The organism is Buchnera aphidicola (Anoecia oenotherae) (genome assembly GCF_005080765.1).
In the GTDB taxonomy this organism is placed as follows: domain Bacteria; phylum Pseudomonadota; class Gammaproteobacteria; order Enterobacterales; family Enterobacteriaceae; genus Buchnera_E; species Buchnera_E aphidicola_AB.
In genome coordinates, this window is record NZ_CP033012.1 from 221,484 (window position 1) to 234,841 (window position 13,358).

General features: G+C 22.0%; 10 protein-coding genes. 8 read left to right on the forward strand and 2 right to left on the reverse strand.

The window, feature by feature from the left end; all coding sequences use genetic code 11:
* Nucleotides 1-88: 88 nt before the first annotated feature.
* A complete protein-coding gene (gene map, locus D9V65_RS00895) occupies nt 89-847 on the reverse strand; it encodes a type I methionyl aminopeptidase (RefSeq protein ID WP_158341716.1) in 759 nt (252 codons plus the stop codon).
* 301 nt (nt 848-1,148) lie between these two features.
* Here map and rpsB point away from each other — a divergent pair, with 301 nt between their 5' ends.
* From rpsB to dnaE, 7 genes are all read left to right on the forward strand, one after another.
* Nucleotides 1,149-1,856, forward strand: a complete 708-nt coding sequence (rpsB, locus tag D9V65_RS00900; RefSeq protein WP_158341717.1) for a 30S ribosomal protein S2 — start codon at nt 1,149-1,151, stop codon at nt 1,854-1,856.
* 189 nt (nt 1,857-2,045) lie between these two features.
* Nucleotides 2,046-2,843 (forward strand): translation elongation factor Ts, encoded by a 798-nt coding sequence (tsf, locus tag D9V65_RS00905; protein WP_158341718.1) that lies wholly within the window; start codon nt 2,046-2,048, stop codon nt 2,841-2,843.
* 200 nt (nt 2,844-3,043) lie between these two features.
* Nucleotides 3,044-3,769 (forward strand): UMP kinase, encoded by a 726-nt coding sequence (gene pyrH, locus D9V65_RS00910; protein WP_158342161.1) that lies wholly within the window; start codon nt 3,044-3,046, stop codon nt 3,767-3,769.
* A 175-nt stretch (nt 3,770-3,944) separates the two neighbouring features.
* Nucleotides 3,945-4,499, forward strand: a complete 555-nt coding sequence (frr, locus tag D9V65_RS00915; protein ID WP_410049985.1) for a ribosome recycling factor — start codon at nt 3,945-3,947, stop codon at nt 4,497-4,499.
* Nucleotides 4,500-5,218: 719 nt separating this feature from the next.
* Complete coding sequence (locus tag D9V65_RS00920; protein ID WP_158341719.1) at nt 5,219-5,647, forward strand: 3-hydroxyacyl-ACP dehydratase FabZ family protein; 429 nt, start codon at nt 5,219-5,221, stop codon at nt 5,645-5,647.
* A gap of 166 nt (nt 5,648-5,813) precedes the next feature.
* A complete protein-coding gene (locus tag D9V65_RS00925) occupies nt 5,814-6,389 on the forward strand; it encodes a ribonuclease HII (protein WP_158341720.1) in 576 nt (191 codons plus the stop codon).
* 55 nt (nt 6,390-6,444) lie between these two features.
* The gene (gene dnaE, locus D9V65_RS00930; RefSeq protein WP_158341721.1) at nt 6,445-9,951 is read left to right on the forward strand and encodes a DNA polymerase III subunit alpha; all 3,507 of its coding nucleotides are present in this window, start codon (nt 6,445-6,447) and stop codon (nt 9,949-9,951) included.
* 80 nt (nt 9,952-10,031) lie between these two features.
* On the opposite strand, the gene D9V65_RS00935 is transcribed toward dnaE, so the two are convergent.
* Nucleotides 10,032-11,762, reverse strand: a complete 1,731-nt coding sequence (locus D9V65_RS00935; RefSeq protein WP_158341722.1) for a proline--tRNA ligase — start codon at nt 11,760-11,762, stop codon at nt 10,032-10,034.
* A gap of 464 nt (nt 11,763-12,226) precedes the next feature.
* Between D9V65_RS00935 and D9V65_RS00940 the strand changes: the two genes are divergently transcribed.
* Complete coding sequence (locus D9V65_RS00940; RefSeq protein ID WP_187305767.1) at nt 12,227-13,348, forward strand: EscU/YscU/HrcU family type III secretion system export apparatus switch protein; 1,122 nt, start codon at nt 12,227-12,229, stop codon at nt 13,346-13,348.
* Nucleotides 13,349-13,358: the final 10 nt, after the last annotated feature.

Below are 13,358 nucleotides of genomic sequence, written 5' to 3' on the forward strand. Positions count from 1 at the left end.
TAGAATTAAACTTTATACAGTAAGCACGCGAATATTAAATATATATAGTATATCAATATTTTTTACAAGTAGGAGGTAAAATTATAATTTATAAAGTAAGAATCTCGCATCCATTTTCTGTAACTAAAATGGTATGCTCATATTGAGCAGAATAGCTATGATCTTTTGTTTTTACTGTCCATCCATCCTGCATACATTGAACATTATGGTTTCCAATATTAATCATAGGTTCTACTGTAAAAGTCATGTTTTTTTTTATTTTAATACCAGCGATTTTTTTATTATAAAAATGTAAAATTTCAGGTTTTTCATGAAACTTTTTTCCGATTCCATGTCCACAATAGTTACGAACTACAGAAAATTTATTACTTTCTACATATTTTTGTATTGTTTTTCCAATGATAGAAGAATAAACTCCAGGTTTTATTTTTTTTAAAGCTAAAAATAAGCTATTTTTTGCAATTTTACATAGTTTTCTAAATTGTTTTGTGGTTTTACCTATAACAAACATTTTAGAGGCATCTCCATGATATCCATTTTTAATAACTGCAACATCAATATTAATGATATCTCCTTCTTTGAGGTATTCTTTGTAGTTAGGAATACCGTGGCATACTACGTCATTTACGGATGTGCAAATAGAATTCGGAAATCCATTATATCCTAAACAAGCTGGAATAGCTTTTTGTTGTTTTATTATATAATTATGGCAAATACGATCAATTTCACCTGTTGAGATTCCTGGTATAAGAAAGGGTTTAATCATATTTAATACTTCTGAAGTTAATTTCCCTGCGATTCTCATTTTTTTAATTTCTTGACTTGTTTTGATTAGAGTGCTAGTCATTCTTTACCTAAATTATACTATATAGTGGAATTATATAAAAAATATTTAATTTTATGAAATGTCTAATTTTACCTTTTTATTAAAAATCAAAATTTTTTAGTGTGTAAGTATATATATGTAACAATATTATAAACTAAAATAGTTGTAATAATAGATGATATACTGTAGCAGTATATTATAGATAAATTAAATTATATCAATTAAATTTTACTTATTAAGTTGAACTTGAAAAAAATATTATTAAAATAAAATATATGTAGTTAATTGATAAAATTATTAATGCAAATTATTTGGAGTTGTTATGCATATTATTTCAATGAAGGATATGTTAAAAGCAGGAGTGCATTTTGGTCATCAAACACGTTATTGGAATCCAAAAATGAAACCTTTTATTTTTGGATCACGCAATAAAGTGCATATTATTAATTTAGAAAAATCATTACCGTTATTTAATATAGCTTTATGTGAATTAAAAAAAATATTTTATAGAAACGGAAAGATATTATTCATAGGTACTAAAAAAGCAGCAAGAAAAGAGATAAAAATAGCAGCTGTAAACTGTAAGCAATTTTATGTTAACCATCGTTGGTTAGGTGGAATGTTAACGAATTGGAAAACTGTAAGACAGTCAATAAAACGTTTACAGGATTTAGAAATTCAATTAGAAGACGGTACGTTAGATAAATTAACAAAAAAAGAACGACTTTTAAGATTAAGAGAATTAGATAAATTAGAAAAAAGTTTAGGTGGAATAAAAAAAATGGGAGGGTTACCTGATGCTATTTTTGTTATAGATGCTGAATATGAAAATATTGCTATAAAAGAAGCTAACAATCTTAGTATACCAGTATTTTCTATAGTTGATACAAATTCTAATCCAGAAGGAGTTGATTTTATCATTCCTGGTAATGATGATGCTATTAGAGCTATTAAATTATATTTAAACACAGTAGTATCTGTTCTTCGAAGGAGTAGTGATAAAAAAATAATTATTAAAAAGAATAAATAGAACTGTAATATATTTTATGATCTAATATTTTATTGATTATTGCATTGGTTAATATCATACGTGTTTTTATATGCAGATATTAAATAGTTTGTTTGACTAAACTTGCATAGAAATATATTATTTAAAACAGTTAAAATTATACAATGTAATATATTAAATATTATTTCTTTTATTAAAGAGAGTTTCGATATGGAAAATGTTTCAGCTTCTCTTGTAAAGAGTTTAAGAATGAGAACAGGAGTAGGTATACTAGAGTGTAAGAAAGCTTTGATAGAGTCGAATGGAAATATAGAATTAGCTATTGATTATCTTAGAACATCTGGTATAAAAAATGCTAAAAAAAAAATAAGAAATACAACTTTGCAAGGTTCTATTTTCTTAAAAATTAAAAATAATTTTGGAGTTATTTTAGAAATAAATTCTGAAACTGATTTTGCTTCTCGTAGTACAGAATTTAACTTGATAGGTACAGAGTTAGCAAAAATAGCTATTGAAAAAAAAATAAAAGGTATTGATGAATTAAAAAACATTTTTGAAAAAAAAAGATTATTTTTTATTAATCAATTTTCAGAAAATATTTCTATTCGTAGAATTAAATTTTTAAATGGAGAGAGTTTAGGATCGTATATGCATAATTCTAGAATTGGAGTATTAGTATCTAGTGATTTAAAAAATGTTAGAACAGATATTTTACATCAGTTAGCTATGCATATTGCAGCAAATGACCCAGAGTATATTTCATCCGATAATATTCCTAAACATATTACGGATAGAGAGTATGAAATACAATTAAATTTATCGAAAAGAATAAATAAAAAAGATTTTGTTATAAAAAAAATTCTAGAAGGTAGAATGAAGAAATATGTAAATAGTATTTGTTTGATGGAACAAAATTTTTTGTTAGATAATACTAAAAAAGTAAAAGACGTGTTATTAGAACATAAGTTTTTGGTAAAGAATTATATTCGGTTTGAATTAGGTCGTTAAATACATAATTATTAAATTATATTTAATAAAATTAATCATTGTATAAAAGATAATTAATTTTACATATCTGTTTAGAGGAACTAATAGTTTAAGTTCCTTTAAATAGATAAAAATGTTTACATTTTATCAAAAAATAAATTATTTAAAGTTAGTATTAATTTTGTGTTAAGTAGTTTTATAGTGGATATAAAATAATGAAAATGTGTATTTATAAAAAAAAAGTATATAATCGAGTATTAATAAAATTAAGTGGAGAATCTTTACAAAACGAAAAAAAAACCGGTATAAATCAGTTTTTTTTATACCGCATAGCAAAAGATATAAAAGAAATAGTACAATTAGGAATACAAGTTTCTATTGTGATTGGAGGTGGAAACTTGTTTAGAGGTTCTAGTCTAACTAATATAGGAGTAAATCATATTGTAGCGGATCATATAGGAATGCTAGCAACTATCATTAATGGACTAGCTATCAGAGACATTTTATTTCAAAAAAAAGTTCAATCATATTTAATGTCTTCATTTTCTATAAAAGGAATGTGTTCAAGTTTTAATTTAGATAAAGCTAGAAAATTACTTTCTAGTAATATAGTGATTATTTTTGGAGGAGGAACGGGTAATCCATGCTTTACTACAGATTCAGCTGCATGTTTGAGAGCTATTGAAACTAAATCAGAAATAGTATTAAAAGGAACAAATGTGAATGGTGTATATTCAGCCGATCCAAAAAAAAAGTTAAATGCGATAATGTATCATAAATTAAGTTATAAAGAAGTATTAGACAAAGAGTTAAAGATAATGGATTTGTCAGCATTTATTTTAGCGCGAGATTATAAAATTCCTATTTGTGTTTTTAACATTAATACTCCAGGATTACTGTATAAGATTGTTACTGGAGTTCAAGAAGGAACATTTATTGGATACTGATGTATAAAAAAATAATATAAAAACATTTTTATTTAAAATAATTTTAATTTGTAAAATTATTAGGAATATAGTTTTTAAAAAAATATTTATTTAATAAATTTTTTATTATTGAATATGTATAAAAGTACATATATATATATATATATTTATAAATATTAGTATGGAGAGTAATATTATGAATGATTTAAAAAAAGATGTGTATGTTAAAATGGATAAGTGTATAGATTCTTTTAAAGAATCTATTAAAAAAATTAGTACTGGAAGAGCTACACCTTCTTTGTTAGATTCTATAAATATAGAATATTATAATAACATAGTACCTTTAAAAAAAATATCTAGTATAGTTGTTGAGGATTCGCATACGTTGAAAATAAATACTTTTGATTCTTCTATACGTTCTGTAGTAAAAAAAAATATAATGAAATCTAATTTGGGATTAAATCCTGTAATAGTAGGCGATAGTATAAAAGTATTTATACCTATTTTAACTGAAGAAAGAAGAAAAGAATTTATAAAATTACTGAATCATGATGCAGAAAAAGCAAAAATTAGTATTAGAAACATAAGACGTGAAGCTAATGAAAAATTAAAGAATGGTAAGAAAAAAAAAATAATTAGTAATGATGAAGAATATATTACTCAGAATGCTATTCAGGATTTAACTGATAATTATATGAAAAAAATAGAATTTATAGCTCTAAAAAAAAAGAATAATATTCTAACTATATGATTAAAAAAATTGTTTTAAATATAATTTTTTATATTTAAACATGAAAATTTTTAATTTATATAAGTATTATGAACATAGTTAAATAGCACTGTTTATTTTTATAAAAAATACTAGATGACAAATATTAGAAATATTCTTCATATAAATTTAATAATATTTTATTTTTTATTTATAAAAAACATATTTTTATTAAAATAAAAAAAAAGAGTATATATTTATTTTTTTTTAAAAATTATATACATATAAGTGTTTGTATAATAATTTATTTTTATATGAATTTTATATAAATAATCTTTTATATTTTTTTTTAAAATCAAAAAATGATTAATATTAATTAAAAATAATAGATCATAAGTAAGAATATAAATTTTATTAAAAATAATATTATTTTAAATAAATATAAATATATGAAATGTTTTATTTGGATCTAGTTTTATATATATTTGAAATAGAAATGTGTAAGTATTTTTTTTATAAAAATAATAATATATTAGTATATATAACTATAAGTTTAAAAAAAATGATAAAAGAATAAAAAATTTTAATGTAAAAGTATTAGTATTGTTATTGTTTGTTTATTATTTATGATAGATAGTAATTTATAAATACATTTATTAAAATAATAGTTATATATAATTATTTATAACAATAAAGTTTAAAATAATTATTTTTATAAATTTTGTATTGTTTTATAAAAATAAAGGATATTTATATTTTATATGATTAATATACCTGATTTTTTACCTCATTGTTTTCCATTTTTACTTATTGATAAAGTAATTGCATATCAAAATAATAAATATTTATATGCATTAACAAAAATAGCTAACAACAGTTTTTTTTTAAATATTCATTATCCAGAGAGACCTGTTTTCCCAGGTTCTATAATTTTAGAAATAATAGCACAATCAAGTGGTTTGCTAGAATTCATTAGTAACGGAAAATTAAAAAAAAATGAAATATATTATTTATATAAAGTTAATACATTAAATTTTAGATGTCCTATTTTTGCAAATAATATATTAGTAATTAAGGTTTTTGTAAATGAATCACGGAATTATATAACAAGATTTAAAGGTTTCATAACAGTTAAAGATAAAATAGTATGTAATTTCTATATCTCGTGTATTAGAAAGTGTATTTATTAAATCAATACAATTTAATTGTTTTATGTTCACATTTTAATTTTAGAATTTAAAAGTTATATTTTTAATAGATAAATTTATTATTTGTTAATTAAAACATGTTTATAACTTATGAATTGAAACTGTGTAGTAATTAATTATTTTTATTATTGAGGAAATATATTTTTTCATGAAAAGAATTTTTCCATGTTATATGCGTACAGCTGGAATAGATGAAGTAGGAGTTGGTGCAATAGCAGGAGATATAGTTAGTTCTGCTGTTATTTTAGATCCAAAATTTCCTATATTAGGACTTCAGGATTCAAAAAAAATATCTTCAAAAAAAAGATTGGTTTTGTATAAGAAAATAATTAAAAACGCTTATTCATGGAGTATAGGTAAAGTTTCTTGTAAAGAAATAGATATTTTAAGTGTATCTAAAGCAATAGAATTATCTATGATAAGAGCAATTAATCGATTAACAGTTAAACCTACTTTTATATTTATAGATGGCATTAGAACTTTAAATATATCTATTCCTAATATTTCAATTATTAAAGGAGATAATATTGTTAAAGAAATAAGCGCTGCTTCTATTATAGCTAAAGTATCACGTGATAATAGCATGGTAGTATTAGATAAAATTTTTCCAAAATATGGTTTTTTAAACCATAAAGGATATTGTACATATAAGCATATATGTGCATTAAAAAAGTATGGATTTACTAAATTTCATCGTCGTAGTTATAGGTTAAAATTATTATAACGAACAAATAAATTTTATAGGTTCAATATAGTTTTACTATTTAGGGAGTTAAAGTTTGGAAGAAAAGTTTTCTCATTTAAGTGTTCATAGTGATTATTCTATGGTAGATGGAATATGTAAGCTTGAAGTTTTAGTTAAACAAGCTTATGATTTTAAAATGCCTTATTTAGCTTTAACAGATTATAATAATTTATTTGGAATCTTAAAGTTTTATAAAATTTCTCAGAAATATGGAATTAAACCAATTATTGGATTAGAAACCAAAATTATTTCTAGTGATTTTGGTGATACTTTTTTTGATATAATTTTATTAGCTTCTAATTATACAGGATATAAAAATCTTCTTATTTTAATTTCTAAAGCATATAATTTTAAAAAAAATAATAAAAATATTTCAGTAGTATTTATTTTTAGAAAATGGCTAACTGAATTTAGAAAAGGATTAATAATAATTTCTAGTTCTGAAAATGGAGATATATTTCAATCTTTATTAAAAAATAATTATTTAATAGCTAAGAATTATTTAGAATATTATCATAAATATTTTCCTAGAGCATGTTACATAGAAATATCTAGAATAGGAAAAGAAAATGAAAGAAATTATTTAGATTTAGTTGCTGATTTTTCCTATCAAAATAGGATTCCAATAGTAGCTACTAATAAAGTGCGTTTTTTAAAAGAAGAAGATTTTTATGCGCATACTGTTAGATTATCTATTAATCAAGGTATAAGTATTTATGATAAAAATTTTAAAAATAATTATACAAGGAAACAATATTTTCGATCTCAAGATGAAATGTGTTTTCTTTTTAAAGATACTCCAGAAGTTTTAGTGAATAGCATAGAAATCGCAAAACGTTGTAATGTCTTATTGCAGTACAAAAAAAAATTGTTACCTGTCTTTTATGACAACGTTATTTCTGAAGATAAGTTTTTAATAAAAAAATCTAAGAAGGGATTAGAAGAAAGATTAAAATTTATTTTTCCAAATAAAGAACAAAGAATAAGTATGAGTAAGAAATATTTCAATCGATTAAATAATGAACTTAAGATTATTAATCAAATTGGTTTCCCTGGATATTTTTTAGTAGTGATGGAATTTATAAATTGGTCAAAAAAAAATAATATACCAGTTGGACCTGGTAGAGGATCAGGTGCTGGTTCTTTAGTAGCTTATGCATTAAAAATTACAGAACTAGATCCTATAAAATTAAATTTATTATTTGAAAGATTTCTTAATCCAGAACGTGTTTCTATGCCAGATTTTGATATTGATTTTTGTATGGATAGAAGAGATGAAGTAATTAATCATGTATCAAAGATTTATGGAAAAGAACTAGTATCTCAAATAATAACTTTTGGAACTATGACAGCTAAGTCGGTAGTTAGAGATGTTGGGAGAGCATTTGGACATCCATATGGTTTTATGAATAGTATTTCTAAGTTAATTCCATTAGATCCTGGAATATGTTTAGATTCAGCATTGAAAATATCAAATGAATTAAGTGATTTATGTAAAACTAATTCTGATGCTCGTCATATTATTTTTATAGCTAAAAAGTTAGAAGGATTAATAAAACATGTAGGAAAACATGCTGGAGGGGTGATTATAGCTCCAAAAAAAATTTTTAACTTTTCTCCGTTATATTGCGATGCATTTGGAAAAAATTTAATTACTCAGTTTGATAAAGATGATTTAGAACAAATCGGTTTAGTTAAATTTGATTTTTTAGGATTAAAAACTTTAACTATTATTCATAATGCAGTGAAGGTTATAAATGAAAAGAGAAATATATTATGTAAAAAATGTATAGATATAAAGTTAATCTCTTTAAAAGATAAAAACGTATTTAATTTATTACAACAATCGGATACTATTGGTATATTTCAGTTAGAATCTAGTGGTATGAAAGATCTTATTTTGCGTTTAAAACCGGATTCGTTCGAAGATTTAATAGCTTTAATAGCTTTATTTAGGCCAGGACCGTTACAATCTGGAATGGTAGATAATTTTATTAATAGAAAAAACGGAAAAGAAAGAATTTCTTATCCAATAGAAAAATTAGAACATGATTTATTACGTCCAATATTGCAGTCGACATATGGCATAATTTTATATCAAGAACAAGTCATGAAGATAGTTCAAGTATTAGCTGGTTATACTTTAGGAGCTGCTGATATCTTAAGAAGAGTAATTAGTAAAAAAAAATTGTTAGAAATGAAACAGCAGAGATCTATTTTTTTAAATGGAGCTAAAAAGAATAATATTAGTACGACATTTGCAGAAAAAATATTTAGTTTATTAGAAAACTTTGCTGATTATGGTTTTAATAAGTCTCATTCTGCAGCGTATGCTCTTATTTCGTATCAAACGTTATGGTTGAAAACATATTATCCTACATATTTTATGTCATCAGTTATGAGTTCAGAGATAGATAATACAGAAAGAATTATTACTTTAGTTAATGAAGTAAAAAGAATGAATATTAGAATAGTTCCTCCTAGTATAAAATATAGCGAATATTTTTTCTATGTTAACGACAAAAATCATATAGTTTATGGAATGGGTGCTATTAAAGGAGTTGGAAAAATTGCTATAAATTCGATTGTAAAAATAAGAAAAAAATATAAGCAATTTTCTAGTTTTTTTGATTTATGTATAAAGATAGATCATAAAAAAATTACTAAAAAAATTTTAGAAAAGTTAATCATGTCAGGAGTTTTAGATACATTTAATAGATGTAGAATAGAATTATTAAGGCAATTAAATTATGTTTTTAGGTCATCTGTTAAATATTTAGAATATAAAATGTTAAAACAAAAAAGTTTATTTGGTTCACTTTCAACTGAGTTAAAAGCATTAAATAAAAGTTATATTAAGAATAAACCTTCGTTTGTTTTGAAAAAAGATATATATATGTATGAGTACGAAACTTTAGGTTTTTATCTTACTAATCATCCAGTACGACGATATTTCAAAGAAGTAAAAAGATATGTAAAAGATATTTCTTTTACTACGAGTAAAAATTTTTTTAATAAAAATAAAGAAATATCTTTATTTGGAGTAATTATATCTATAAATAAAAGAATAGATAGAAATAATAAAATGTATATTACTTTTGTTTTAGATGATTATTATGGTAGGATTGGAATAGTAATTTTTAGTAAGTTTTTAAAAGATAATGAAAAATATATTAAGAACAATCATGTTATATATGTTAACGGATTTGTGAAATTTGACTTATATGTTAACAAACAAACATTTATAGCGACTTCTTGTAAGTCTATAGTAGATTTAAGAGAAAAAAATATTAATTTTATAAAGCTGATTATATATGAAAAAAATATAAGTACTTTGATATTAGATAAGTTGTACAATATTTTAAAAAAGTATAATACAGGCATTGTTCCAGTGTATATATACTATTTTAAAGATAAAAGTTTCACTAAATTATCTTTAGGAAAAAAATGGAACGTATTTCCTATAGATGAATTATTTAATGATTTAAAATATATTTTAGGAAAAGATAATGTAAAATTAAAATGTAAAAATATATATTAAGTGATTTACATAGTAATAAAACAAATTTAATACTTAATATTAATGTATTTTAATTTTTTTTTAAATATAACAAATATTATTTAAACCATTTGTTGTTTTATAAAATCTATAACATTTTTAATAGGAATGAGAATATTGTTTTTTTCTCTTCTATTTTTATATTCGATTTTTCCTTTTAAAATATGATTTTTTTTTAGTATAAGTATATGTGGAATACCAATCAGTTCTATTTCAGAAAACATTTTTCCTAAATATTCTTTTCTATTATCGAGAATAGTGTCAATATTATTTTTTTTTAATTCATCATACATATGATTACTAGTCTTTTTAACAGTAGTAGATTTATGAAAATTAATAGGTATTAAAGCAACGTGAAAAGGTGCAATGGAATTTGGCCATATAATACCGTACTTATCATGGTGTTGCTCTATAATAGTTGCTATTAATCGAGTTATTCCTATTCCATAACATCCCATTTTTAAAAAAACATCTTTTTTATCTTTATTTTTTATAGAAAAATTTATTTTTTTTGAATAAATTGAACCAATTTTAAATATATGAGCTATTTCTATTGATGGTGAAATGGTTATTTTTTCTGTTGTATTATCAGGATTATTATCGTCTTTTTCTATATTTCTTATATCCTCTATATATGGTTTTTTTAAATCACGAATCCAGTTTACTCCAGTAAAAAAATAATTTTTAGCATTTGCTTTCACAGAAAAATTTTTCATTTTTGCTACTTCTATATCAGAAATTATAGGAATAGTTAATCCAATAGGTCCAATTACATTTAGATCATTTTGCCCTGTAAGTTTAAAAATTTCTTTTTGTGTAGCTAATGTTATAGGAGAAGAAAATAAGGTTAAATTTTTGATTTTAGTTAGATTTAATTGTCGATTTTTTTTTATGAGTAAAGCAATAAAAGATAATTTTTTACCAGAATAATATTTAGCTATAAATGTGTTTACTAGATTTGGAATAGAGTAATGATTTATTTTTTGAATGCATATTCTATTTAATTTTTTAAAAAATATTTTATTTTTTAATAAATAATTATTTTCATCAATATCTAATAGATTATTTAAATTATTTTTTATTGCAGCGATTTCTATATTTGAAGCGTAGTTGGAATTATTAGAAAATACAATTTTGTCTTCTCCAGAACTTGATATTGCTTGAAATTCATGAGAAATGTTTCCTCCCATATTGTTTGAACTTGCCTCGACTATTTTAAAATTAATATTCATTGATTTAAATATTTTAGAATATATTTTATACATGATTTTATAGGTTTTATCTAAACAACTTGATTTTAAATGAAAAGAATAAGCGTCTTTCATCAAAAATTCACGTGTTCGTATAGTTCCAAATCGTGGTCTAATTTCGTCTCTAAATTTTGTCTGTGTTTGATATAAAATAATAGGTAGTTGTTTATAAGAATTTATTTCTTTTTTAAGCAATAATGTTATTAATTCTTCATGAGTAGGGCTTAATATAAACATTTTATTTCTTCGATCGTGTATTTTTAATAGTTCTTTTCCGTAAGTTTTTATTCTTCCGCTATTTTCCCATATTTTACTTGGTTGTAAGATGGGCATGCTAATTTCTATAGCATTAGTTTTATTAAGCTCTTTTTGAATTATTGTTTGAATTTTTTTTATAACTCTCATTCCAGTTGGTAACCAAGTATATAATCCTGAAGAAATTTTTCTAATAATTCCTGCTCTTAACATTAACTGGTTACTAATTGTATCAGTTTGATTAGATATTGTTTTTAAAGTATAGAGTAAATAATTACTTGTTTTCATCTTTTTCTCAGGTAATGTTACAGATACGTGAGTGATTTATAGTAAATTATGTATTTTTAATGAAGTTTTTATAATTTCTATAAAAAATAGTTTTTATTATAATAGATTCTTTTATTTAGAAATATTCTAAAATAGTTGTTAAGAGAACATATATATGTTATGTAATAGGTACATATAATGTTGTTTAGTTAAATAATATATATTTTATAGTCTATTATAGATAATATTTAAAAATGAATTTAATGTTATAAATATTTTTTAATTTAATTAATGTAAAAAAAATTAATAAATTTAGCATTATTTAATTTAAATGATAATAAACTTATTATAATTAAATTTATAATTTTAATTAAAATTACATAAAATTTAATTAGTATATAAATTATCTATATATAACATATAAAGGTTTAATAACAAATATATTATATATATAATATATTATACAAACAGATAAGGCTAATACATTGTCATATGATGGAAATGAAAATAGAACTGAACATGCTACTGAACATAGAGTAAAAAAAGCGCTCGAAAAAGGAAATAACAGTTATTCTTATGAATTAAATTCGATGTTAATACTAAGTTTTTATTTTTTTGTTTTGTGGTTCTTTAGAACTGAAATAATTAATAATTTATTAAATATAGTTAATAAATATCTAATTTTTGATCATAATATTATTTATTACGAAATTGATATATTTTCATCAAGTATTTTTTTATATAAAAAAATAATAAAAATAATTTTACCATTATTTTTATGTGTTTTTTTTATATCTTATATTTCTCCGATTATTTTTAGTAATTCTATTATAAAGTTTCGATCTATAAAATTTAAGTTAAATATTTTAAATATTTTTTTAGGATTTAAAAATATTTTTTCTATTAATACGTTTATAGAACTATTGAAAATAGTATTAAAAGTATTTTTTATTATTTTTTTTATAATGTTATATTTATTTTTAAACAATATAAATTCGCAAAGTTTTTTATGTTTATCAACATATAATCCAATAAATGCTTTTATATTTTCTTTTACTCTAATAGAAAGATGTGTAATTTTATGCATGTTAAGTTTTCTCCCAGTAGTTATATTAGACTTTTTTTGGAAAAAATTTCTTTTTTTTGAAAAAATAAAGATGTCTAAAGAAGAAGTTAAAGAAGAATATAAAGAAATCAATGGTAATCCAGAGATAAAAGCAAGAATTCGAAGAGCTATGAAAATAGCTATACGCAATAAAGTTGCATCTAATGTTGCTAAATCGGATGTAATCATTACTAATCCATTACATTATGCTATTGCTATACAATATGATGAAATGACTATGGAAGCTCCAATTGTATTATCTAAAGGAAAAGGAAAATTAGCTTTTAAAATAAAAAATATAGCTAAAAAAAATAAAATACCTATATTTGAATGTGCAAAATTAGCTAGATCTTTATATACTTCTTCTGAAGTAGGTGACTGTATTCCATGGATGTTATACAAGATATTAGCGGAAATATTAGCATGGGTGTGGAAATTAAAAAAATGGAAGAAAGAAGGTGGTGTATATCCTGAAAAACCTGTAAGTTCATTTATTATATAAATTTTTATAA